The following is a 25,701-nucleotide window of genomic DNA, read 5'->3' on the forward strand; positions in this document are numbered from 1 at the left end:
GTTAGAAATAACTCTTTATCGTTAACTCTAATTTATCTTTATTGATAGGTTTGGCTAAGTAGTCATTCATACCTGCGGCAATACATTTTTCTCTATCACCAGCCATAGCATTGGCGGTCATCGCAATAATAATCATATCTTTGTGCTGCTTGCCACCATCACCAGCTCGTATGCCTTTAGTAGCTTCATAGCCGTCCATTTCAGGCATCTGAATATCCATTAACACTAAGTCATAACACTGTTGAGCATTAGATAACTGGGACAATGCTTCAATACCATTACTGGCAATATCGCAATTCAAACCAATTTTATTAAGTACCCCTTTCGCAACCATTTGATTGATTCGGTTGTCCTCGACCAATAACACTTTGAGCTGACTGTTATCGATTGTTTCTGCATTTTTTACTATTTGAGAAACTGAAGAACCTTCGGCATAGCTAGACTCATTAATCTCGTTAATATAGTGGTGTGTAACTAATGGATTTGCGCGCTCCAATGCTTGACCATCATCGGCAATAATATGTAGCGCAGCCAATAAATCAGAGGTAGTTGCAGGTTTAGGAAAGTAACCGCTAAAACCCATTTTAGCATAACGTTTTGCATCCCCTTTAGTTTGCATCGACGTCATCATTATAAGTTTTATGTTAGCTAATTGGGGGACCTGTTTTAAATTTGCTGCCAATTGCTCCCCATCCATATTAGGCATTTGCATATCCAATATGCCAATATCAATCACCCTACCTTTAGCAATGGATTCTTTGCATAACTCGAGTGCATCTTGACCATTATTGGCTTTTATTACATTGGCGCCCCAATTTGTTAATTGTTTTACCAGTACTTCGCAATTGGTTGCGTTGTCATCTGCTACTAAAATATTCAATGTTGAAATATCAACTTTAGGCATTTGGGATGGCAATTGTGCGGTTTTACCAACTCGTATATCACAAACGAATTGGCTTCCTTCGCCAACATCACTGATTACCGTTACGTCACCCGCCATTCGCTGACATAACTTTTTCACAATAGCGAGCCCTAACCCTGTACCACCATAATGGCGCGTAGTCGATGAATCCACCTGACTAAAGCTCTCAAACAATAAACTTTGCTTGTCTTTTGCAATACCAATACCTGTATCTTTTACTTTTAACTTAAGTCGCCAATGGCTTTCATCTTCAGGTATTAACATGGCGGTTATAACCACTTCGCCATGATGTGTAAATTTAATGGAATTACTTATTAAATTGGTTAATATTTGCCTTATACGGCTAGGATCTCCCTCCACAAAAGCATCTGAAAGTCCCACTGTATCTAATATAAGTTCGAGCCCTTTAGATTGAGCTTGAGTAGCTAAAGATTCTGCCAACTCACCCATCATTTTACGTAAATCAAACGGGATAGTTTCTAAATTTAGTTTATCGGCATCAATCTTAGAAAAGTCTAAAATATCGTTTATCAGATGAAGCAGTGAGTGAGCACTACTTTGAGCAATAGAAACACGATGATGTTGCTCTTTATTTAATTCGCTATCATCAAGTAACTCCAACATACCAATAACACCATTCATTGGCGTTCTAATTTCATGGCTCATGCTAGCAAGAAATTCATTTTTGGCTTTAGCAGCAGCTTCTGCTTCAAACTTAGCGGTTGTCAGTGCAATTTCATTTTCTACACGATCGGTTACATCGTAGTTTACACCGATCATATTAGTGACTCGACCTTGATCGTCTTGCTTATTAATTGCCGAAGCTTTGATATACCGAACTTCCCCATTTGGCCAAATAATTCTAAATTGCGTATCAAATTTACTGGTATTATTTATTGCTTGTTGTAATAGCTTTACGGATTGTTCTTTATCATCTGGATGTAGGCCATTTTCCCATGCTTCATAAGCCCCCGAAAATTTATCAGGCTCAACACCATAAAGCCTAAACATCCAGTCATCCCAGCTTAATTCATTGGTGATAACATTTAAGTCCCATACACCTATGCCAGCTGAATCGGCGGCTAACGCCATACGTCGATTTTTATCTTCAATTTCAGTTTCAGCTTGTTTCGATTCACTAATATCAAGATGGGTACCGATCATACGTTTTGGTCGACCATCATCGTGCCACTCAACGACTTTACCGGTATCAAGTACCCAAACCCAATGTCCGGACTTGTGTCGCATACGGGATTCACATGTATAGTTTTCAGTCTCACCTTGCCAATGACGATTAAGTTGTTGCTCAGAGTGAGCTAAGTCATCTGGGTGTGCTAAAGACATCCAAGTATCGATGTTTACAGGTTGCAGTTCATTTAGGCTATAACCGACAATATTTGCCCAGCGTTCATTAAATACGGTTTTACCTGTTTCGATTTCCCAGTCCCAAATGCCAACGCCGGTCGATTGCATAACAAACGCTAATCTATCGTTACTTTCTGCGAGTTTTTTCTGTGAATTCACTCGTTCGGTTATATCTTGAAATGAGCCAAATAACCGCACGCATTCACCGTCTTTAAATTCTGCCTCTCCTTTAGCAGCAACCCAAATAGCGTTGCCTTTTGCGGTCACTAATTCGAGCTCTTCATGGTAGGCAAGTCCAGTTGCAATAGATTCTTCAACTAGCTTTGAAATACGTTCCCGATTATAGCCTTCTTTGTAAAAATTAATCGCAGTATCAAGTTGTGGACAATAATCTTCCGGAACCTCATGAATTTGCTTAGTCATTGACGACCAAGTAACCTTTCCAGTTATTAAATCAACCTCCCAAGCACCAATTTTGGCTAATTGACTCATTTGCTCCATTAATTGGCGTTGTCCCACTAACATTTCACGCTGCTGTTTACGCATAAACTCGTAACCAATCCACTGAGCAATAAGTTGGATAAGTTCTAAATCGCTATCGGTAAATGGTCTTGGGTAGGCGTCTGGGCTCGAAAAATTTAATGTGCCGAATCGTTTACCATCAACAATCAGAGGGGTACCAATATAACTTTCTAGTCCAAAGCCTTGATAACAAGGATGGTTAGCAATGTTACTTTCGCCAGCATGGTCGTAGGCTATTGGGCCGTCAGCAGCTAATGTATGACAGCAATATGTATTGCCCAATTCAAAATTATCGCCTGCAGAAACTTCGTTATTAGGTGTACATGCGTGTAATACAGAATAATTTTCGCCTCTTATCTCACTTACTAAGCCAATAGGTAAATGGAATAATTCACAGCCAAAAGCCAACAATCGATTTATCTTTTCATCAAGCGGAATATTAGGGTCTGCGCTGACATCATGTAATTGTTTAAGCGCGATTTCCGTAAGCTTTTGTTCGGTTATATCATTTTGAATAATAATGAAATTATCTTTGTTGCTTTCTGAGTTTTTCAACGGAACTATGGTTGTAGTAAACCAATGCAAACGGCCATTTTTAGCTTTATTACACGACTCACCTCGCCAAACTTGTTTATCAGCCAATGTATTGGCAATGGTTTGATAAAATGACTTTTCATGTACCGAACTTTTTAGCAAATCGAGTTTTTGACCTAATATTTCACCTTTTTTATAGCCATACACCTGCCTGAATTTTTTATTATAAAAAACCAAGTTTCTATCGCTATCGATTTGTATCACTATCGAGTGTTTATTAATCGCAAATTGAAAATCAGCGACTCGATCACGCTCTTTAGCTAACTTATCATAAGTGGTTATCAGCCAACCTTTCATCGGCTTAAAGACAACAAAAGCAATCAGTACTAACGAAAATAGGGTAATAACCAACGTAAATAGCGCGATGTTTTTAATTATGACTATTTGTTGATTCGCCCCCTGTTCAAACAAGGAAACGACTTCATCTAAGTCTGCGAGTATCTGCTCGGTATGGATAGAGAAAAACATATCTTGATCACGCAAACTCGTTCGTTTGTCTTGAGCAAGGAGTTGAGCAGTGTCGGTATATAATTTTACTCGTTGATTAAGCGCACCTAGACCAAAATACTTTTCATTAATTTTTTCAGCAGCACTTGGCTCGAAATTTTCTAATTGTTTAACTAGAAGCGCTTGGTTCTTTGACATTTTATTTGCAGCAAGTTGTAAGCGCTTTTTAACTTCACTTTCAGATAGTCCTTGATGGTTCTCAGTAAGTAAGGCGGTAGACAATAAGCTGACTTTCTGAGAAAGCATTCGCTGCTCACCAGCAACATTAATGATGTTAGCGTTAAGTTGTTGATAGCTATATTGGTGATTTAGCGCAAAATATGCACTTAAAACAAGAACACCAATTGCTAACAAAGCCAATGTATAGCGTTTGCTATAACCAGCAATTAACGATTCAGTATTAAACATTAAGCCGACCTTGTTCGTACTACTTTTGATGCTCGTTAACGTAAGTAGCTAACGTAACCATAACAAAGTAAACGATTATTTTAATTAAGACTAACTATTGCACTAATCATAATTTCTCGCCAGCGCCAAGTCACTACTTATGTACTACTTCTATAGATTTAATCTTCTAACAACAGCGTGATTTCCTGCTGAAATTTCTGTTGTTTTTCGCTATTGAAACCAACATGAGTTGCAATTAGCTGCCCTTGCCGATCAAACAACATACTACTTGGCATGCCTGGTAGTTTGAACTTTCGAGCAATGTAGCCCTTTGCATCATAAATCACAGGAAATGAGGCAGGAAACTCTGCTAAAAACTGAGTAGCGTTGTCTTTATCAGCATCAAGGTTTACAGAAACCACCTGTAAACCACGGTCTTGATATTTCTCGACCATGTTGTTCAACCAAGGGAAAGACTGTCTGCACGGAATACACCAAGATGCCCAAAAGTCGACGTAAACAACCTTACCTTGCTGCTTCGTTATAAATTGCGTTAGTTCAGCAACTTTTTGTTTTCTTTCATCGGCGAATGTAACTGTTGATAACCCGAATATTAGACAAACCAACCACACTAATTTCAATTTTTTTCCTTTGTAAATAATATCTTTTATTTCAGTATTAATACTGACCTATCATAACTCTGTTCCGACCACTTCGTTTAGCCATATACATAGCTTCATCTGCCGTTTTTATCGCTAATTCAATACCGTACTCTATATTGACTTCCACCAAACCGATACTTGCTGAAATACTAAAAGACGTATCATTAACTGTTATTTTCTCAGATGCTATATCACTGACTAGTCGTTCTCCAACTAATTTCGCTGTGCTCAAACCCTCTGTTACTAATAGCGCAAATTCTTCGCCACCTAACCGCCCAAATACATCAGTTTCTCTTACTCGCCTGTTTACAATCTCTGTGAAAGTGCATAATGCCTGATCGCCAGCACCATGCCCCATCGAGTCATTGATTTGTTTAAAGTGGTCAAGATCTATAACAAACAAACAGCAACGTTGTTGACTACGTTGTGCCAACTTAAGGCGTTCTTCTGCTCGCTCAAAGAAACTTCGACGGTTATGAATACCTGTCAACGGATCTTTTCGAGCCTCTTGCTCAGCGATAGATTTAGCTTGTTCTAACTCCATAGTACGCGCTTTTACTTCCATTTCTAATAAGGCTTTAGATTGCTCCAAGTGCGCTTGATATGATGCTTTGGCCGCATTTTTCTCTTTACGTAATCTGTTCACCATCATCGACATCGCAAACATTATTGTTAACATTTCTAAAAGCGAAGCGGCTGGCGGCCAATAATAATTTATAAAATTATGCTCAACGACTCCCAAATCACGCAGTGCTTGAATAATGAGGCCAATTACAAGGAATGACCAAGCAATAGAATAAATACCCGCCTCTTTTGACCCCTGTCGCCACCTAGCAAAGCCAACACCGATTAATACTGGGTATAATAGTAAAGCGACAGTAATCGTAATAATCGCGATAACTTTAATTTGAAACAATGCACTTATAAGCAACAACAAGGCATTGGCTAACATTAACAAAAGTACTTTATCTAATTTAGGAGTAAATTGTTTAGATTTTAAAAAGGCACGTGAAAATAGTAAGCCACAAATAATGGTAATTGCGCCGCTAGTTGACATTAAACTCCAATGAAAGTTTTCCCTCAAAATATATTGATGAGTAAAACCTAATATGGTTGCCCAACAGGTAATCTTAGAAAAAGCATAAATACTGTAATAATAAAATACTTCTTGTCGAGTAACGACACCTGCAACCAAAGCAAATAGCGACATGAGAAAGAAAGAACCAAATAAGAAGCTAATAAAACTAGCTTCCCCAGTCTGCGCTTCATAAAAGTTATCAGCAGTCCAAATTCGCATGCTTGGATAGGTAAAGCCAGCTTCGTCTGAACCAAAGCGAACCAGTATTTCTTGTGTTTCGTTAGCAGAAAAATTTAGCGGTAATGTGAAGCGATGACTCCGCACCGGTCGATGTATAAATGGTTTAGTTAATGAAAGTTGGTGTACTAGCTGATATTTTCCACTAAGTTTATCTTTGATATACAGGTCAATGTGAATAATTTGATGGTCAATATACTCCAAGAAAATATCATTTGGGATACTAAAAGTGTTTGTGATAACAATAGACGACCAAAAAGCACCTTTTTTAAGACCTGTAGAGCCGGCTGAACTTAACGGTTTAAATTGGCCTTCATTAAGCAATTGAGCAACTTCAACAAGAGATAATGCATTGGTAGCATCATGATACACCGCTTGCTGGCCAGTTCTTTTGAGACCTTGTTCATTGCCACCTACTTCAATAGCATTTTGTGCATACAAAGGAAGCGAAAAAAAAATGCATATTATCCAAATTGCCCACAACTTAACTTTAGACATTATCAACCATCACTTATAGATAAATGCTTATCGAACATTTTGTTCTGACCTTAACTTAATGTTAAGCATAACATATGCTTTAAGTCATTGAAGATTTTGGTATACGTAATGAACAATTGATGTGTTTTAATGGGTATTAACTGCCAAAAAAGGCGCCTAAGCGCCTTTTAATGGAAGTACAGAAACGTTTATTTTGGGCTTTGTACTTTACCATGACCGTAAACATCATCACGGCCAGACTTACCCATATCTAGTGCTAAACTGCGCAATTCACGCTCTACAGCAGATGGTTTCATATCGCCACCATTCGCACCAATAATTAATGCAGCTACACCTGCAGCATGAGGGGCAGACATAGATGTACCTACTGACCAGTACCAGCCACCATTACCTGTACTGAAAACAAAGTCAAAGGCATAACATACATTGCTAACGCCAGCGACAGTACATACATCAGTACCACCTGGCATAAATGCACTAGTATAGTCACCACCTGGTGCACCAAAGTCGATTTCAGATTGACCATAGTTAGAATAAATAGCTAAATGATCAGTAAAGGTATTTGGATCAGTCGCCCACATACGAGGACCTAATGCCGAAATTGAATTTACCGCAGGAAGACCCGCTGGTAACTTGATCAGACTATCGGTGTGATCCATATCAGTCGCTTCATTACCTGCTGAAGCAATCAACGTTACACCATTTTTCTTCGCATAATTTGCAGCTTTTGCGTAAGTATTAATAAAATGCGCAATGCCATCTTTACCACCTACAGTAAACTTAATATCGTCAGATGTATCGTAAGGCGTATCATTTACATCGTATAAACCATTACGTCGAATTCCAAGACCTAAGCTCATATTTGCTACATCAGCACCAATATTTGCCGCGTAAACCATAGCAGCCATAGTACCGTATGAGCTACCTGAACCTGTGTCAGCAGATAACGCCTTTAAAATAACTAATTCAGCCTCAGGAGCAACACCAATAGTACCAAACCCATTGTCAGCCGCAGCAATAGTTCCTGCAGTATGAGAACCATGGTTTCCTACATCAGTACCTGCATAATCCCATGCCTCACCTGGCACAAACGATGCACTTAAACCAAAATTAATATTAGGTGCTAAATCTGGATGAGTAGCATCTGCACCTGAATCTATTACGGCCACACGAACGCCTGCACCTCGATTGCCTGCATTCCATGCTTCAACCGCACCAACGGCTTTATGACCCCATTGAAGATCAAAAAAGAAATCGTCATCACCACTTGCAGGAGGGTTAGCGAAATCTTCAGCAGTTACTACAAGGTTCGCATCTGCAGGTAAGTTTTCTATTTTAGGAGTAAAAGCCGTTGCATCAGGCACTAGAGTTAAACCGGAGTTCTCTGCTTCTGCCACTGTCGAGAAAGCCACCTGACAGACGCCAATCTCTTCAATACAATCAACTAAGGTACCACCTGATTTTGCCACTTCTGAAGCAACTTTAGCTTCATTGAATTTACCGTTAACATCTAAAATAAAGTTAGTTGGCTTAGCGCTTACCGTAGCTGATACCGCTAGCGCTAATGAGGAAATTAATAGTGTTTTTTTCATTGTTATGCTTTTTCCTATTGTTTTATCAGCACCACTAATCGAACCCAAAAAAGTAATAACGTAGATACATCTGTCTACTTTTCGACTACTTATTCAATTATCAACGCTTAGATTTATTTATAATTTTTGTATATGAAAAAGTAAGTATTTTCTTATTGTTCAGAAAATCAACTTAACAAATTAGTAACATTTGATTCACCTACAATCAACACCTGCTTGGTCTTACCAGCACATGAGCATACTAATTAAAAAATCAAAATTAAGGCTAAGCCGCTGTTTAAAATAGCATTTAAAAAAAAGCTGAAAGCTTTCCAATATATTTTTATTTCTAACTTTATTAATTGACCAAAGCGATATTACTAGCATTGATAATAAACAAAATCAGCAAAGTTAAGTTGCATACTAAATACAATAGTATAAATTGTGATAATCAAAAAATTAGAAAGCCATAAATATGCTGCATACTAAAATTGACCTTAATTTATTTATCGTACTTCAATCGGTATACGACCTTGGCTCAATAACCTTAGCAGCAAAAAAGCTTCATTTAACCCAACCTGCCGTTAGCCATGCGATTGCTCGTTTACGAGATAAGTTCAATGATCCTTTGTTTGTCAGACATGGGCGAAAAATGGTGCCAACCGAGTTATGTCAACGCATCATGCCAAGCATTCATCTATCATTACAAGGGCTGCATGAAACGCTTAGCCCTGTTTCTGAATTTGATATACACCAACATGATCGACTTATTCGTTTGGGCTTAAGAGATATTTTAGAGTCAATATTTTTTCCACCATTAATGACCGATTTAGTCAAAAATACACCAAACATTCGCATCAATAGTGAGCAAATAAAACGAGCAGAAATGGAATCTGCTTTGAATGACCAAAGTTTAGATATAGTGATTGACGTATTAACGCCAACTAGCAGCAAAATTAATAGCCAGTTGATTTGTAATGAGCATTTTTCATTAATTTGCCGACCTGGGCACCCAATACTAGAAAAGCTATCGTTAGCTGAATATGTGAAATACCCGCACGCGATAGTCTCGCTGAAAGATTCTATGGTGAATAATGTTGATATGGCGCTTGCTAAACACGGCTGTGCAAGAGATGTTGTGCTGCGTTGTGAACACTATTTCGCTGCAGCAAGTGTCGTTTGTCAATGCGACATGTTGCTGACCATGCCTAATGCCTACGCCAATATTTTAAAAGATAAACTACCTGTTGAAATTACTACGCTACCGTTTGATGTGCCTCATATGCCTGTACACATGTACTGGCATAAACAAGTAGAGCAAGATCCTGTTAATAATTGGCTTAGAGAAAAGCTACTTGCTATTGCAAAGCAGCTTTTTCCTAACAATTGAGATTGAACTTGTTACTTAACGACAGCCAAACACTCTACTTCAACTAAAGAACCGAGTGCTAGCTCAGAAACAGCAAAGGCACTTCGTGCAGGGTAAGGCGCTTTAAAATATTGTTTGTAAATTTTATTAAACTGCCCAAAATCCTTAATGTCCGTTAACATTACCATGCATTTAATGACATTTGACATGTCGTAGCCGTATTTTTCTAGCGTCGTTTGAATATTCTTTAAAGTTTGATGGGCTTCACTATTAAAGCCACCTTCAGCCAATTTACCGGTTTTTGGGTTTATGCCGATTTTTCCAGACAAATATAAAGTATTGCCAACTTTTACGGCTTCCGAAAATGGTAAGGTACTTTTGCTATTTTTGTCGTTTAAGTATTCAACGTTTACTTGCTCTGCAGCGACTGAAGAGCCTGTGGCGACAGCCAGAAGTACAATGACGACTTTAGCCAGAGATATTATTATTTTCATTATGATTTCCAATAGTTTTTCAAATTTATATATTAGTGATGCCTATGCCATTAAGGAATTGTTGTAAATGCTTTAATCGCTTTTATTGATGGAATCCAACTCAACTTAGAGCGACACCATATCTGTGCTTTAGGTGGTAAATTTGATTGCTGATCAACCGTGCCTAATCGAATTCCATAGACTTTGGGGCCAGCCTCTACACTGGTTGCATAAATTGCTGAACCGCAATTTCCACAAAAACCTTGAGCACGTTGATTACCGCTATCAGCCGTTTTGACATACTCCTTAACTTGTCCTCGAGTAATTTCTAAACCATCTAGCTTAGACACAACCACCGTTCGAAAAGCACTGCCTGACAAGCGCTGGCAATCAGTACAATGACAAATCATCACCTTGTCTGAATCTACTTCTGCTTGATATTGAATTTCACCGCAATGACAGCCTCCTGTAATATTCATCATTTTTCCTTATTGCGCAGGTAAATCAAAAGCGATTAACACACAGTCTTCATCACTAATATTCTTATAAGAATGAACCGTTGTTGCATCTTCCACCAAAGAATCACCAGCTTTCAACTCCCGCTGTGATGAACCGCGATACTCCACAATTACGCCCGATTCTACATAAACAATGCCGGGACGCTTACTATGTTCATGTTCACCAATTTTGGCACCTGCTGGAACAACAATACGCCTTGCTCGTATATCGAAACCTGCCATAACGGGCACTTGCTTAGCTAAAGCAAAGCGCGCTAATGGCTGAACTTCTATATTTCCTTCAAGTACACTTTTAGCATGAATGGGTAACACCAGCATAGATAAGACACTTATTATCAAACCCGCTTTAAACAGTATAAATAACTTAATCATACTTCCTCCTTAACACCTGATTAGCCGATAAATTTCCACCACAAATAGAACACACTAAATAAGGTTAATAATGCCAAGCTAATTAAGGTGTATACCTTAAATATTCCTTGGGGCTTTTCTGATTCATCAATCTCAGATTTCATCATTACTTGATAGTTAAGCCAGCCATATATTGGTGCACTGACAAATGATACTGTCGTTACAAAATCCAAAAGAATCGTAATGTTGCGAGAAAAATAGGTAATTATCCACCAACTGCCCAATGCTAAAACAAGTAAAGTGACTATATAGGCGGCATTTGCTTTTGCTTCGTTAGTTTCTGAGCGAACCAAAGTAAATGCTCTCCTCCAAACTTGAGGAAAGCCGTCAGCCACAGCAAATGTAGTGGAGAACAATGCAACAAACGTAATTATCGCCATTAACAACCAACTCCAGTCACCCAGTGCTTTGGTATAAACACCGATCAGTTGCCCGGCAAAAGCGGCCGCAGAATTAGCAAAACTAATTCCTTCTCCAAACATCAGCATAGCACCAAGAGAAACAAAAATTAGAGCTAAAATTAAGCTTGTTACATAACCAATATTAAAATCGATACAGGCGTTATTAGCGGCTTCTTTACTTGGCTTATCGACACGAGAAAGGGTCCACAATGAATGCCAAACTGACACTTCTATCGCTGTTGGCATCCAACCTACCAATGCGACAATAAACGCTATACTTGCGCCAGTTGTTAGAGAAATGATAGGCGCATCACCAGAGGGGGTTAGCCCTAATCGCCCTACTGCGGCAAACCACGCGATAATGCTACAAATCGCAAGCGCTAACATCATCCACTTTAATAAATTATTTAGTAATTTGTAGTGCCCAATAATTAACACTGTACACACAACCAAGAGAATAAGCCCTGCCCAACCTGAGAGCGAAAGCAAGTCACCAAATAAATTCATTGCCAGTGCGGATGTCACTATAGTTACGCCCGCTTGAACAAAGAACATGGTGATTAAGGTTAGCGATAGGAATAGATAAAATGCGTAATTACCTACCGATTTGTAGCCATCTAACAAACTTTTTCCAGTTAGCCCTGCATATTTAGGACCGAATAAGAAAAAGGGATATTTAATAACATGCGCCAGCAAAATAAAGCCAATTAATGCAAAACCATAGTCAGCGCCAGCTCTGGTGGATTGCACAATATGAGACACACCAATACTGGTTGCCGCCCAGACAATTCCAGGACCTAATAGTTGAAATATTTTTTGAATGTTGATTTGAAGGTTCATTATGAACTTCCTAAATTACCAGCCATCACAACATAGGCGACATAAAAGCCCATTAGCACTAGGAAAGGAGAAGGTGTAATGCTATAGGTACTTTTATATCGCAATGTTCATTAAGATGAACGTAAAAACGAACGTTTATACAACTATTGATTACTTCGCTTGTGCCATGTAATCAAGTGCTAAGTTGGTTAATGCAGCCGTACCTGTTTTAAATGACGACTCATCGGCAAAAAAGTAAGGTGAATGGTTACTCGCGACTTTACGAGGGTCTTTATCTCTAGGTGTAGCTCCTAAGAAAACAAATAAACCAGGTACTTCCATCGCGTAAAATGAAAAGTCTTCTGCACCAGTAATTTTTGGCATTTCTAAGACATTGTTCTCACCAGCTGTACTTTGTAGCGTAGGCAACATTTGTGCAGTAAGTTTAGGGTTGTTAACAGTTACCGGATAACCTTCAAATATTTCAACATCAGCGGTAGCGCCATTGGCTTTTGCAACATGTGTTGCTGTAGTTTTGATTTTTTCAAATATTTGTTGGCGGTTGTCCATATCAAAATTGCGTATGGTGCCAACCATTTCAACTTTTTCAGGAATAATATTATTACGTACACCACCCGCAATTTTGCCAAACGAGACAATGGCAGGCTCTTTAGTGATGTTGATTTGACGGCTAACGATATGGTTCACACCGCTAACCACTTGCGCAGCAGTAGCTATTGGATCAATACCATTCCAAGGAGTTGAACCATGTGTTTGTTCACCATGAACAGTAATTTCGAAACGATCAGCACTTGCCATTGCTGCACCGCTTTTGTAGCCAATAACACCTGTCGGCAAGCTAGAGGTGATATGCAAGCCAAAAGCGACCTCCGGTTGATACTTTTTAAATATACCCTGCTTCAGCATAAGCTCAGCACCGCCTTCTTCCCCGACAGGTGCACCTTCCTCGGCCGGCTGAAAAACAAACATGACATTGCCGGCTAGTTCGTTCTTCATTTTAGCGAGTACTTCAGCAGCCCCCATTAACATAGCAACATGCGTATCATGTCCACAGGCATGCATTACACCGACGTCAACACCTCGGTAATTCGTTGTTTTTGTTGATTTAAATGGCAAATCTACTTTTTCAGTAACCGGCAAGGCATCCATATCTGCCCGCAACATTACGGTTGGCCCAGGTTTTCCACCCTTTAAAAAACCAACAACACCGGTGTAAGCAATGTTTGATTCAACTGCAATGCCTAACGATTTTAAATGCTTTGACACAAGACCAGCAGTACGAGTTTCACGATTACCCAATTCTGGATTTTGATGAAAATCACGACGCCATTCAATAACTTTGCCTTCAACGCCTTTTAATAATTTTTCTGGTGCCTGAGCGCTAGCCTGCGTAGTTGAAAATAATGCAGTGGCAATAGCAAATGACAATAGTGCTTTTTTCATGTGTTCCCCTCATAACTGACTTTATGCAATCTACGTAACTTATCGATTAGATTATTCAGCATGTAACCTGCTGTCTATCTTTTCATCATAAAACTATTACGAAGTTATGTAAATACGCATTCACATTTATAAGGTTGATTGCGCCTTATTGGGTAAGTACCGTAGTTTTTTACTCATCAAACATGTAATTAATTGAAGCAAAAACAGATCTTGGCTCACCAACAAAATAACGATAGTTACCAAAGCCAAAGTCAGCTCGCTCAGCATAATCTTCATCAAGCAGATTTAATACTCTTACATTAACAGACCAGTGTCTATTCAACGTAAATGCCGCTCTAAGGTTGAATAAATTATGTCCAGTATATTCAGCAGTATTTTCGGGGTTTAAATAATAATTTCCTAGGTGCAGCCATTCCAATTCAACCCTTGTACGCGCTTGGGGTTGCCAGCCCACTTGAACACTTCCCATATGTTGAGGCGCCGTATCAATCTCGTTGCCATTAATATCCTCACGGCTGATGAGCAACGATGACTCATACTGGTGATTGGCAAACGTCCCATTAGCATTTACGTAAAAGTCGTTGGGCAGCATGTAATTTAACGTAAACTCAATGCCAAAGTGTGAAGTTTTACCGTTGCTAATGTTATGGCGATTGGTATCTTGAAAAATGAAGTTTTCTTTCTCCATAGTGTACAAAGTCACGTCATAAAATAATGAATTTAAAAGACCTCGCGTTCCTAATTCAATAGACGTCATTTTCTCCGATTGTAAGTCAGTGACTTGTTGTCCTGCTTGCAGTCGGAATAACTCCGTCGCTTGGGGGGAACGGTAACCATTAGACACTTGCCCATAAATACTCATACTATCAGCAAGTAAAAGCCTGCCGCTTAGCTGATAAGAAAACTCGTCAAAATCAACTTTTTGATCAATAGGACGAGTAAAGCGGCAATTGTCTACTGTAGGAGCACATGCATCTCCTGCAGACAAGTGATTATTGTAGTCATATTCCGTCTTGTCATAACGTACACCAGCACTTAAGGTTAACGCTTCGCTAGCAAGCCACTGAAGCTGAGTTGATGGCGAAATAACGCTCGCATCTACGGTATAGTCGTAATGCATACCAGCAGGTATCGTTGTTGAAAAAGCCTCTCCTTGGAACTCTTCGAGTTCACCTTCAGTAAGATCTGCATCTATCCCAGCAAACCAATTAAAATGCTCAAACTGTTTTTCAATACTTGCTTTAACCCCTAAACTTTTTTGGGCATTTTTTTCAACTGGTTGCCAAGGCAAATAATGCTGCAAAAATTCCATCTCCGTCCAGCGAACATATGGGGTCATTTGATAAAGCGTTGTCGGGTTAACTTGATACTTTATTTCACTGTAGGCACGAAACGCCTGACTATCTCTAAAAGCTTCTGGGTTTGGATTATCTGTTTTCAGCCCTTCATCTTTATAACTTTCAAACCCTTGAATAAACCCTGCAGTTTCTTGGTTAAGGTTCGTTGCAGCAATTACCGTTTTAGTCGACCACAGGGGGGATTGAAATTGATGAATAAAATTTATTTTTTGTTGTGCATAGCCGCTATTGTCTTTATAGCCACCATCATGCGAACCATTACCATAAAGCAAGAAAGCATGTTCTTCATTACTAAACTGGGTACTATAATTCCCCTTGTAATAGTCATTTGGGCCTGTCGAAAATCCAACAGTAGAAAATTTCTGGTTAAAGGCATCCGGCGTAATAACATTAATCACACCATGCACTGCGTTAGAGCCATATAGTGTGCTATTTGGTCCTTTAAGCACTTCAATTCTGCTGGCTTGTTCGGTATTGGCATCAAATAGCTGATTGGTATTACAAAAACCTGGGGCTCTCAGCGAAACACCATCTTGTGCGATAAAAAACGCTCCGCACCCGCCTGCTCCGGTCAAAACAGGAGAACGAATTGCCGTTAAGTGTTCTTGCCCATTGCCACGACTAATCCATCCACCCGAAACACGGCTTAGTGCTTGATTGATATGTTCATGCTGAATTAAGTCAAGCGCTTCGGTATCAACAACAGATAAATTGCTTTCAACATCAATCAAGTGATGTTCGCCTGCCGTTGCCGTAACGGTTATTTGTTCCATTCGCTCAATAAGCTCTTGTGCTTTGGTCTCAACAGAAAACAACAGAGCTAACGCTACTAAACGATTTAATTTCAAAAATTACTCCCTAAACCTACTTATTATTAGCATTTGTTATGTTCCATAAAATTAACTGAACAATGCTAGCTTAAATACCCATTTACGTTATTCGCAATCTAGTAAAAAAAACGACATATCAAGCGACTCTTTAGATATAGCTGCCAACATGCTTTATCTAGCAAGCAGCCTGTGAAGTTACGCTAATCACTGTAGCTCCTTAAATTGGCTTCAAGTTAATTTATCATCAAAACACACAAACTACCTGATTGTGCTATATTTTTTATATTCAATGTTAACCAAAGCAGTGTGATTTTTGAGAGCAATAACTTCCTTATATTGTACTGCGATAATGCGTATATCTATTTGGGTTCACCTAGCATGACGCTGTATGAAACGATTAATATCATTGGGATTACTGCCTACTCATTAGTCGCCATATTTTTTCTTTGGTTAACTCAAGTACCCAATTCTGGCACTCGTGCCAAATTTTGGTTTATCGCTGTTTTATTTATGTTAGTTGGCAGAGTAAACCTTCATTTTATGCCACAGTATATAGCGCAAGACCATATACAAGCTATTTACGCTTTCTCTCTGACTTTTGAAAAAATTTTCCTAATTATTGGGTTAATGCAATTTGTAGAAGGCAACAAAAAAAAATCTATTAACCCCAACTTTTTAAGGTTTGGAATATCGATACTGCTTAGTTTATTGATACTTTTTTACTTTTTAGGCGCACAAACGTTAACATTGTCATGGTTTTCAACGACACAAGCCATTTTTTTATTAATCGTCGCTTACACGTTGAAACACAATACTTTTAACAAAGATATTCAGTATAAATCTTTGTTAATAGTTATTCTCTACCTTTATGCCGTGCATTGGTTAACATTCCCAATCGCCGTTAATTTCCCAACTTGGTTGAATTTCGGTTACTTATTTGGCAATGCCCTTAACCTCATTGTTTACTTATCTTTTGCCTACATGGTCGTCAATCGTTTTCAAAACAGGATGATTCAAGCAGAACAATCTGCCCTTAGTTTAGTTAAAGAAGCAAACCAAGCTAGCAAAGCTAAAAGTGATTTTTTGGCAAATATGAGCCATGAAATTAGAACACCGATGAATGGTGTAATCAGCATGTTGGAGCTATTGCATCACGATAACCTAAGTTCTGAGCAACATAATCGCGTTTCTATTGCGCTGGCGTCGGGTAATAACTTGCTCCAAGTTATCAATGATATTTTGGACTTTTCTAAAATCGAAGCAGGCAAGCTAAGTCTTGAGTATATCGATTTTAATATTATAGAAATGTTAGAAGAAGTGGTTGATATTGTAAAAGCATCCGCTCACAGCAAGGGGCTAGAATTAATATTAGATGTCGCTGACGTATCAATTGTCATGGTAAATTCTGATCCTTTACGCATTAAACAAATCCTGCTTAATTTGATCAGCAACGCAATAAAATTTACTGAACAAGGCGAAATATTAATTAAAGCAAACATTAATGAAAAACACGATAAACCTTTGTTCAACTGCGCAATCATAGATTCAGGTGTTGGTATTGAAGATGATAAACGCGACAAAATCTTTCAGTCGTTTCAACAAGAAGATACTTCTACAACTAGAAATTATGGTGGTACGGGCTTAGGCCTTTCGATTTCGAAACACCTGTGCCAACTATTAAATGGTAAAATTTCAGTTAGTAGCCAAAAAGGTGTAGGCAGCTGTTTTACTATTGCCCTGCCTCTTAACCGCTGCTCTGACACCACAAAACAACCTAGCCAACCAGACTTATCAAACCTGCGTGCTTTGATCGTTGATAGTTCCAACACTCATTTGACGGTCATTACTAAGTTACTAACTATGTGGGGGATATCAGTAGAAACTGCAATTACAGCGGAGCAAGCATTGTCGTTATGTAAACAGCCTCTAGCATTTAACTTCATACTTTTAGGTGATCATTTAAATGGTATTCACGCTGAATCATTAAATGAACAAGTTAAACAACTACCTAACTGCCAATCTCTGAAAATCATTCAGCTATTATCTACCACTGACGACAATAAAGTGCATGCATTGTTAAGTGACAATGTTGATTTTGTATTAACCAAGCCAATGTATTCCTCACAATTATTAAAAGCAATAACAGGGTTTAACAAGCCGTTTAGTGAGGCGCCGAATAATAAGCAAAAAATACAAACAAGAGAAAACAAAGACCTTCCAGATTGGCCTAACAATACCCAAATACTATTAGTTGAAGATAACCGTATTAACCAGGTGGTTGCTACGCAATTACTAGCTCACTTTAATTTAACTTGCGACATCGCCAGTCACGGTGCCGAAGCTCTTGCTATGCTGTATGCATCATTGAAAAACAATCGACCGTATCAATTAATATTAATGGATTGTCAAATGCCAGTAATGGATGGCTATGTTACCACCGAAAATATTCGAAAAGGCAAAGGGGGAGATGCCTATAAAGCAACACCCATTATAGCGATGACTGCACATGCGATGGCTGGAGATAAAGAGAAATGCTTAGCGATTGGTATGAATGATTACATGACAAAACCACTTGCCAAAGACATAATTTTAGAAAAGCTAATAAAATGGCTCAACATTACATAACAGTTGATGTTGATAACTCAATAAAAAAGTAATTATTTCACTATTTTTCGATAGCTCAATAGTAATAAGGACAGCGCAAATAGAACTAAAGTTTGCGGCTCTGGTATATCATTGGGGTCGGTACTACCGCTCGCTTCGCTTGCAGTAACAATTGTTACTGCGTTTGGGCCATCTAGTACAGAATAATCATTGATAGCTTTCCATTTTGACGCATCTAATAGACTCTTATCAAAGTAAGTATGTGATGAAACCCCCCAGTTACTTAGCTTCGCTGAAGTTAACCCTTCATTGATTGGAAAATCTTCACTGTCTGTTGGAATGACCACGCTCTCACTATCGCCTGTTAATCTCGCACCACCAATTTCATCTTTTAAAAATGAATTGTTATCATTTATCCAACCATTTCCTGGCGAAATTTGATGCCCATCTGCTAACGCAACTATACCAAGCCCAGTTCCTGACGCTGCCCAGTTAACCGCATTAATCAAGAAAGCCATCGCATCCATATTATTAGAACGAGTCATATGCCAATCCGCATCTTGGCCACTAACAAATGTACGAGAACCTCGAGCACTTTCAATTGCTGCTTTGTTATTTAATATATTGTCGGCATAGATGTCTAACCCAAAAAATCCGTTACTGCCAGAGCAACTATGCAAAGAAGCCCCATAGCATGTGCTACCGATGACTAACGCATCATATGTTGTCAAATCTGGAGCGGCTGCACCATTTGCCCAAAAATCGATATTCCAACTATTTGAACCATCTAATAAAGGGTCATAATTCGCAGCATCATTTGCGCCGCCGGCAGCCATAGTTGCAATGTAGTCGTTGTAATTTGTATTACCTGATAACCACAACACGTCGATAATTCCAGCTTTCGATGAAAATGTTGTCAGTAATAACGTTACGAGTATAAATTTAGATATTAATTTCACTTTATTCTCCATAATTTTCGTGATTAATTTTTATACACTTAAGCGAAATTTAAACCGAAAAAAAAATTGGTTAAATTTCAAACAGTAAAATTTCATGTAAATTTTTGCTGTAAAGTATTTGGACAATTAATTGAGTTGCATTGATTTATCTTTACACGTAAACATAATATTCAATGAGTATTTAAGCAGTTTTAATATTGGTTGCACTTAATTAGCATTAGCTCAGATCACTATAATAAATTAACAAATTCTGTGAATAGAACTTTTGTGGGAAAATTAAGGTGGAGACAAAGTCCACCTAATGGGCTAACCAGAAAATACAACTATTATCTATATTTTAGGTAATTAATTGCGAAGTTCCCTTCTAAGTATTTTACCAACAGTAGATTTGGGTAATTCTTTTAGAAACACAACCTTCTTAGGCACTTTATAGCCAGTCAAAACCTCTCGACAATAGCTAGTCACTTGTTCCGGTGTAATTTCACTCGCCAAAGTGACATAAGCGCAAACTTTTTCTCCAGAATGTTCATCAGGCTCGCCAATTACTGCCGCCTCCAAAATTGCAGGATGTGTACTTAGCACATCTTCGATTTCGTTTGGATATACATTAAAACCAGAGACAATAATTAGGTCCTTTAAGCGATCGACGATTTTAATCGCACCTGACGGCAACCTAATACCAACATCACCCGTTTTGAAAAAACCGTTAACTAACACTTTGTCTGTTTCTTCTGGCAAATTCCAATAGCCTCGCATGACTTGTGGGCCTTTAGCCACTATTTCACCTTCTTCAGTCGCTTGGTTATTCTCATCCCACAGCTCAATAGTGGTTTGACAAAGCGGTTTACCAACAGAGCCAATTTCTTCTTCACCAGGCTTATTTAGGCACAACACAGGCGATGTTTCAGACAAGCCATAACCTTCGCTAATTGAGCAACCAGTCACCTCTTTCCAAACAGAGACTGCAGAGCTAGTTAATGCAGTACCGCCAGAAATAGTTAGCTTAAATGCAGAAAAATCTAACTGTTTGAATTCCTCATGTTGACATAGACCAACAAATAAGGTGTTAATGCCAGAAAAGCCAGTAAACCTAAATGGCTTTATGGCATTTACAAAGGCATCTAAATCACGTGGGTTTGGAATAAGCACGTTCAAGTTACCGCGAGAGAAAAATAACACCATATTGACGGTAAAAGCGTAGATATGATAAAGCGGTAGCGGACAAACAAATATCTCTTCGCCTTCCAAACAATTTCCTTCAAGACGCTCAGCAGACTGTTCTGCATTGGCAATTAAGTTTTTGTGACTTAAACATGCCCCTTTTGAAACACCAGTTGTGCCACCAGTATATTGCAACACACTATCGTCATCACTCGATACCGCTTGACGAGATGCCAATTCTTGATTCGCGAAGTTTGACAGTATTTGATTAAAACTCACGTAACCGCTAGAAGCGTCAGATAAATCATTAGTTAATAGATCTGTAGCTTTAGTCGATATGACCGTTTCAATATCAGTTTGTGCTTTAATCTCTTCTAATTTAGACAGCAAATCATCAAGAATAATAATTGCTTTGGCACCAGAATCTTTAAACTGATGAGCCATCTCCCTTGGTGTATACAATGGATTAGTGTTAACAATGACTAGCCCTGCTCGCAATGCGCCGTATACCGCAATCGGATATTGAATTAAGTTAGGTAATTGCACGACAACTCTGTCGCCTTGAGATAGATTAGGTAGTTGCTGAAAGTACGCAGCTAACGCTCGAGATTTCGCGTCTATTTCTGCGAAAGATAGTGTTTGCCCTAAACATGAAAATGCAGGTTTTTCAGCATATTTCTCGAGTGTATTTTCAATGAAATCTGCTAGATTTCCCGCGGGTAAATGAAGTGCAGTTTGATTTGTCATTTTAGTTATCCTGCAATTAAATTAACGAGTAAATAGTTAAAGTTACAACTAACAATATAGTCTTAATTGTTTTTATTAAAGTTATAAATATATTGTTCCTACCACAAATACAGCCAACTCAAGAGAAATGATAATGAAATCCACATCAAAATAATCAATGGCATGCCTACTCGGATAAAGTCAGAAAACTGATATCCACCAGCATTCATAACTAATATATTCGTTTTATAGGCCATTGGCGTGGCGTAACTTAAGTTTGCACCAAACAAAACCGCCAATATAAAAGGTTCAATTGGTAGATTAAGCTGTTGAGCAACAGAAACCGCGATTGGTGTGCCGATTACTGCCGCAGCATTATTAGAGACAATGTTCGTTAGCACAGCTAGCATTAACATTAATGCTGACAGAACTCCCGCTGGTGGCAGGTCAAAAGCAAGTGCTACAAACAATTGCGCGATATATTCTGCTCCTCCTGTTTGCATCATAGCCGAACCAAGGGCTAATGACGCGACGACAATTAACACCACCTGACTACTTAATGCCGCCGACGCTTCTTTCCAATCTAAGCACTTGGTCACCAACAGAATCAAAATGCCACATATCGAACTAATTGCTATCGGTAGCAGACCAATAGCAGCTACACCTATAACAAAAAATAATACTAATAGTGCCATTGGGGCTTTTTGTGAATACGGTAAGTCAGAGGCACCGTCAATAATCAAAAAACCTTGCGTTTCCCTTAGTTCAGATAGCTGTTCCGCCTCTCCTTGCACCAACAATATATCACCGGTATGTATCACCACATTGCCAATACTTCGTCGACCGATATCCATTGCTTTACCGTCTCGATGAAGCGCAAGTACGGAAATACCGTAACGTTTGGCAAATTGCACATCTCTTAACGTTCGGCCATCCAATTCTGACGACTGTATAACAACGATCTCTGCCAACATTTGCTTTTCAGCTTTTAATGGATGATCATCATCTACTTTGTGAGCACCACTAAACAACGTTGCCTGTAAAACCGCTTCAAACTCCTTTAGCTGCTCAGGCGTGTCCTTAACTTGAAGCCGATCTCCTTCTTGCAGCACGGTATCAGGAAATGGTCTGATATTGCGGTAATCAGGCTTGCGCTGAATAGACTCGATTGTCATTTGGTCGTCAGTTAACTTCAAAATTTCAGCAACAGTTTTACCTTTAGAGTTGCTTTCTTCGTCAATATTCAGATATGCACTAAACAAGCGAGGTGACGTATCTGGTAGTAATGCTTTTCTAGACGGTAATAGCTTAGGTGCTATTAACCATAAATAGGCAATAGCTACGCATGCCGCGATAAGCGCTGGTACACTAAAATGAAACATACCCATTCGTGGTAGACCCATATCGCTTGCTACACTCACTACAAGTAGGTTTGTCGATGTACCAATTGTGGTTGTCATGCCACCGACAATCGTTGCTAAGCCCATAGGCAATAGCATCGGTGAGGTATCTGTCTGCGTACGAATAGCTACACTGGTTAATATTGGCAATAGCAGTACAACAATTGGCGTATTATTGACAAAAGCACTCAATGCTCCTGCAACAATAAGTGTAAATAATAACGATAAAGTAGGACTAATTTTCCAAAGTTTCGCCAAATTTCGGCCAACAGGAACCAACGCACCTGTGCGAACCAATGCATGTCCAATAATCATCAACGCACAAACCGTCACTAAAGCTTCATGACCAAAGCCAAAAAATAAAGAAGAAGGCTCTAAATGCTTACCATCTATTTCAAACGGAAATACGGTAAATACTAGGCAAAGCACAACTAGTACAGCAAGGGATGACGTTTCTAACGGAATATCGTCCCGTCTAAAGAAATAAAGTGCAACAGCTGTTAGCAACAGCATGATTAGCGCATGTGTATTGGGTATATCAGGGATCTGCACAGTAAAATCTGCTTAATACTTGATTACAAACATTTAATTAACGTTAGCAGTTGCTTTTTAAAAAAGCGAAATAGAATTCAATTTTTAATACCGCGCAGTGTTTAAACTCTCATGATAATGAAGCTCTCATCGAACAAAAATTTCCTATCAAACACTGATCTTGTCTTTTTATTGACATTTTCTCGTCAAATTTCAGTAAAAATATCTTCATTTTTAAGTCACTAAACTGTCACCACATGTCCACACACTAGCATCTCCCTTTGGTAGTTACTTACATATAACTCTGCTGACTCACCAGATGTAGGGCAATAAATTCGCTTGGAAACCTAATAAAAACGGAATATACAATGTCTAAAAAAATATCAAGCCGCTTTAAATTATCGGCGATTACTTTATCAATGTTACTTGCCTTAACTGCATGTGATGATGGCGACGATGGCGCGACAGGTCCAGCGGGCCCGCAAGGTGTTGCTGGTGTTGATGGTTCTGACGGCTCAGATGGTACTGATGGCACGGATGGGTCAGATGGTACTAATGGTCAAGATGGCGCAGATGGGCAGTCAGGTGATCGCGGTGTAATGCAACCGGCTGGTTTAGTCCGCTTAGCAACAGTGCCAACAGGTGCAGAAGTGACAGGGGCATTTGTATCACCAGACGGAGATTTATTCTTTAACTTCCAACACCCTGATGATGTTAATGACGAAGTAGACGTTGACGGTAAAGCACATAATCGCGGTGGTGTTGGTGTGGTTCAAGGCGTGAATATCAATAAGCTACCTAAAAATGCGATATCTACTCCTATTCCAGTTTCTGATGAAGAAAAAGAAACCGTGCAAGTTGCTTACGGTGAATACAAACTTTTAGGTCAATATGGCGACACTTTTGAAGGTAATTTAACCGATGGTCTTGGCGCAATTATTGGCGCTAGCGGCAAACAAGAGCCAGGTTCAGTAGCAGAAGGTTGGCCTGATTTTAATGGCTATATCCCAACAGGTGCGAACGAAGGTTATTTATTTACAAACTGGGAATATTTCCCAGGAGGCATGAGCCGTATGAAAATTTCAAAAGATTCGACTTCAGGTGTTTGGTCGGTTGATAATACGGACGTGACTATGCTTGATTTTGGTACATACGGTACAGTAGCTAACTGTTTCGGCTCGGTTACTCCATGGAATACGCCATTAACGTCAGAAGAATGGGGCAACAACGGCGATGCGTCGTGGTCTTGGAATGATCCAGCAGATACCGATAATGCATCACGTGACGAATTAGCTAAATTCATCAATGCTGGTGTTAGCAACGCAACAGAAGCGACATTATTCCCTAACACCTATCGTTACCACTACATTGTCGAGATAACCGACCCTGCAGGAACAGCAACCCCCGTTAAGCGCTATGCTTTAGGTCGTTTTGAACATGAAAACGCTGTAGTTATGCCGGATCAAAAAACCGTCTATTTATCACAAGACAGCACTAACGGCGTATTCTACAAATTCGTTGCTGATACTGCTGGCGATTTAAGTGCAGGTACTCTATACGCCGCTAAATTAACGCAAGATGCCGGTAGCACAGAGCCAGCAGTTACTGGTTTTGATATTGCTTGGATTGAATTAGCCTCTGGCGATGAAGCAACAATAGAAAGTTGGATTGCAGAATATGACGCTATCGATACTGACAGCTATGTTGATGGCCGCAGTAATTATTTAACTGATGCTGATGCCATCGCATGGGCAGCAGGCAATGCTTCATACAGCGCAGCGGATACACAGTCATCGCAAGCAGTAACTGATGGATACGAAGGAGCTGAAACTTACCCAAGTACAGTAACAGCTGGTCAAGCTATGGATGACCGAATTGCATTCTTAGAGTCTCGTAAAGCAGCGCGCGCAAAAGGTGCAACAGCTGAATGGCGTAAATTTGAAGGTATCAACATCAACACTACTCGAGCTCAAAATTTAGTAGAAGATGGTGACCCAGCGACGACAGCCTATGTGTACTTTGCGATTGCCGATATGGACAAAGGCATGATTGACGGTACTGGCGATATTCAATTAAACGCTCGTGTTAAAGATTGTGGTGGTGTTTACCGTATGGCACTTGAAAATGACTACGATGTTAGTCGCATAGAGCCTGTATTAATGGGCGCAGCTGAGCGTAATGTCGAAGGAATTGAAGAGTGTGATGCCAATGGTTTGTCTCAACCAGATAACGTAGTTGTCATGGAAGATGGTCGTATTCTTATCGGTGAAGATGGCGGCCAAGCCAATAATACCTTATGGATGTACGATCCTTCGGTAAACGATTAACTATCAG

Annotated in this window: 16 protein-coding genes; 3 read left to right on the forward strand and 13 right to left on the reverse strand. The window is 39.2% G+C overall.

What is annotated here, in order from left to right; all coding sequences use genetic code 11:
- Position 1: 1 nt before the first annotated feature.
- From HII17_RS01420 to HII17_RS01435, 4 genes are all read right to left on the reverse strand, one after another.
- Positions 2-4,318 (reverse strand): PAS domain-containing protein, encoded by a 4,317-nt coding sequence (locus HII17_RS01420; RefSeq protein WP_169073542.1) that lies wholly within the window; start codon positions 4,316-4,318, stop codon positions 2-4.
- A gap of 158 nt (positions 4,319-4,476) precedes the next feature.
- Entirely contained in the window at positions 4,477-4,929 is a 453-nt protein-coding gene (locus tag HII17_RS01425) for a TlpA disulfide reductase family protein (protein WP_328824459.1), read from the reverse strand.
- A 46-nt stretch (positions 4,930-4,975) separates the two neighbouring features.
- Complete coding sequence (locus tag HII17_RS01430) at positions 4,976-6,772, reverse strand: sensor domain-containing diguanylate cyclase (RefSeq protein WP_169073544.1); 1,797 nt, start codon at positions 6,770-6,772, stop codon at positions 4,976-4,978.
- Positions 6,773-6,960: 188 nt separating this feature from the next.
- Positions 6,961-8,364, reverse strand: a complete 1,404-nt coding sequence (locus HII17_RS01435; protein WP_169073545.1) for a S8 family peptidase — start codon at positions 8,362-8,364, stop codon at positions 6,961-6,963.
- Positions 8,365-8,818: 454 nt separating this feature from the next.
- Between HII17_RS01435 and HII17_RS01440 the strand changes: the two genes are divergently transcribed.
- Positions 8,819-9,733 (forward strand): LysR family transcriptional regulator, encoded by a 915-nt coding sequence (locus tag HII17_RS01440; protein ID WP_169073546.1) that lies wholly within the window; start codon positions 8,819-8,821, stop codon positions 9,731-9,733.
- Between the two features lie 11 nt (positions 9,734-9,744).
- On the opposite strand, the gene HII17_RS01445 is transcribed toward HII17_RS01440, so the two are convergent.
- From HII17_RS01445 to HII17_RS01470, 6 genes are all read right to left on the reverse strand, one after another.
- Complete coding sequence (locus HII17_RS01445) at positions 9,745-10,206, reverse strand: Rid family detoxifying hydrolase (RefSeq protein WP_169073547.1); 462 nt, start codon at positions 10,204-10,206, stop codon at positions 9,745-9,747.
- A gap of 50 nt (positions 10,207-10,256) precedes the next feature.
- A complete protein-coding gene (locus HII17_RS01450) occupies positions 10,257-10,667 on the reverse strand; it encodes a GFA family protein (protein ID WP_328824437.1) in 411 nt (136 codons plus the stop codon).
- Positions 10,668-10,673: 6 nt separating this feature from the next.
- Positions 10,674-11,075, reverse strand: a complete 402-nt coding sequence (locus HII17_RS01455) for a cupin domain-containing protein (protein ID WP_169073548.1) — start codon at positions 11,073-11,075, stop codon at positions 10,674-10,676.
- 20 nt (positions 11,076-11,095) lie between these two features.
- Complete coding sequence (locus HII17_RS01460) at positions 11,096-12,355, reverse strand: NRAMP family divalent metal transporter (RefSeq protein ID WP_211185216.1); 1,260 nt, start codon at positions 12,353-12,355, stop codon at positions 11,096-11,098.
- Between the two features lie 150 nt (positions 12,356-12,505).
- The gene (locus HII17_RS01465) at positions 12,506-13,798 is read right to left on the reverse strand and encodes a M20 family metallopeptidase (protein ID WP_169073549.1); all 1,293 of its coding nucleotides are present in this window, start codon (positions 13,796-13,798) and stop codon (positions 12,506-12,508) included.
- A 169-nt stretch (positions 13,799-13,967) separates the two neighbouring features.
- Positions 13,968-16,004, reverse strand: coding sequence for a TonB-dependent receptor (locus tag HII17_RS01470; RefSeq protein WP_235938607.1), 2,037 nt, complete (start codon positions 16,002-16,004; stop codon positions 13,968-13,970).
- A gap of 360 nt (positions 16,005-16,364) precedes the next feature.
- Here HII17_RS01470 and HII17_RS01475 point away from each other — a divergent pair, with 360 nt between their 5' ends.
- Positions 16,365-18,611: a response regulator gene (locus HII17_RS01475; protein ID WP_169073550.1), complete on the forward strand. Its 2,247-nt coding sequence runs from the start codon at positions 16,365-16,367 to the stop codon at positions 18,609-18,611.
- A 32-nt stretch (positions 18,612-18,643) separates the two neighbouring features.
- On the opposite strand, the gene HII17_RS01480 is transcribed toward HII17_RS01475, so the two are convergent.
- The 3 genes from HII17_RS01480 to HII17_RS01490 all read right to left on the reverse strand — a co-directional run bounded on the left by HII17_RS01480 (position 18,644) and on the right by HII17_RS01490 (position 23,388).
- Positions 18,644-19,549 carry a PEP-CTERM sorting domain-containing protein gene (locus HII17_RS01480; RefSeq protein ID WP_169073551.1) on the reverse strand — a complete coding sequence of 302 codons (906 nt, stop codon included), beginning with the start codon at positions 19,547-19,549 and terminating at the stop codon, positions 18,644-18,646.
- Between the two features lie 345 nt (positions 19,550-19,894).
- A complete protein-coding gene (locus tag HII17_RS01485) occupies positions 19,895-21,457 on the reverse strand; it encodes an AMP-binding protein (protein ID WP_169073552.1) in 1,563 nt (520 codons plus the stop codon).
- A 98-nt stretch (positions 21,458-21,555) separates the two neighbouring features.
- On the reverse strand, positions 21,556-23,388 hold the full coding sequence (locus tag HII17_RS01490) for an SLC13 family permease (RefSeq protein WP_169073553.1): 1,833 nt from the start codon (positions 23,386-23,388) through the stop codon (positions 21,556-21,558).
- Between the two features lie 347 nt (positions 23,389-23,735).
- Here HII17_RS01490 and HII17_RS01495 point away from each other — a divergent pair, with 347 nt between their 5' ends.
- Positions 23,736-25,694: an alkaline phosphatase PhoX gene (locus tag HII17_RS01495; RefSeq protein WP_169073554.1), complete on the forward strand. Its 1,959-nt coding sequence runs from the start codon at positions 23,736-23,738 to the stop codon at positions 25,692-25,694.
- The last annotated feature ends 7 nt before the right edge of the window (positions 25,695-25,701 follow it).

This window comes from Thalassotalea algicola (assembly GCF_012932965.1).
GTDB classification, from domain to species: Bacteria; Pseudomonadota; Gammaproteobacteria; order Enterobacterales; family Alteromonadaceae; genus Thalassotalea_F; species Thalassotalea_F algicola.

Bases quoted from the DNA above. Each gene is read 5' to 3' on its own strand.
- HII17_RS01420 (WP_169073542.1), bottom strand. From the start codon at position 4,318: ATGTTTAATACTGAATCGTTAATTGCTGGTTATAGCAAACGCTATACA.
- HII17_RS01430 (WP_169073544.1), bottom strand. From the start codon at position 6,772: ATGTCTAAAGTTAAGTTGTGGGCAATTTGGATAATATGCATTTTTTTT.
- HII17_RS01435 (WP_169073545.1), bottom strand. From the start codon at position 8,364: ATGAAAAAAACACTATTAATTTCCTCATTAGCGCTAGCGGTATCAGCT.
- HII17_RS01440 (WP_169073546.1), top strand. From the start codon at position 8,819: ATGCTGCATACTAAAATTGACCTTAATTTATTTATCGTACTTCAATCG.
- HII17_RS01445 (WP_169073547.1), bottom strand. From the start codon at position 10,206: ATGAAAATAATAATATCTCTGGCTAAAGTCGTCATTGTACTTCTGGCT.
- HII17_RS01450 (WP_328824437.1), bottom strand. From the start codon at position 10,667: ATGATGAATATTACAGGAGGCTGTCATTGCGGTGAAATTCAATATCAA.
- HII17_RS01455 (WP_169073548.1), bottom strand. From the start codon at position 11,075: ATGATTAAGTTATTTATACTGTTTAAAGCGGGTTTGATAATAAGTGTC.
- HII17_RS01460 (WP_211185216.1), bottom strand. From the start codon at position 12,355: ATGAACCTTCAAATCAACATTCAAAAAATATTTCAACTATTAGGTCCT.
- HII17_RS01465 (WP_169073549.1), bottom strand. From the start codon at position 13,798: ATGAAAAAAGCACTATTGTCATTTGCTATTGCCACTGCATTATTTTCA.
- HII17_RS01475 (WP_169073550.1), top strand. From the start codon at position 16,365: ATGACGCTGTATGAAACGATTAATATCATTGGGATTACTGCCTACTCA.
- HII17_RS01485 (WP_169073552.1), bottom strand. From the start codon at position 21,457: ATGACAAATCAAACTGCACTTCATTTACCCGCGGGAAATCTAGCAGAT.
- HII17_RS01495 (WP_169073554.1), top strand. From the start codon at position 23,736: ATGTCTAAAAAAATATCAAGCCGCTTTAAATTATCGGCGATTACTTTA.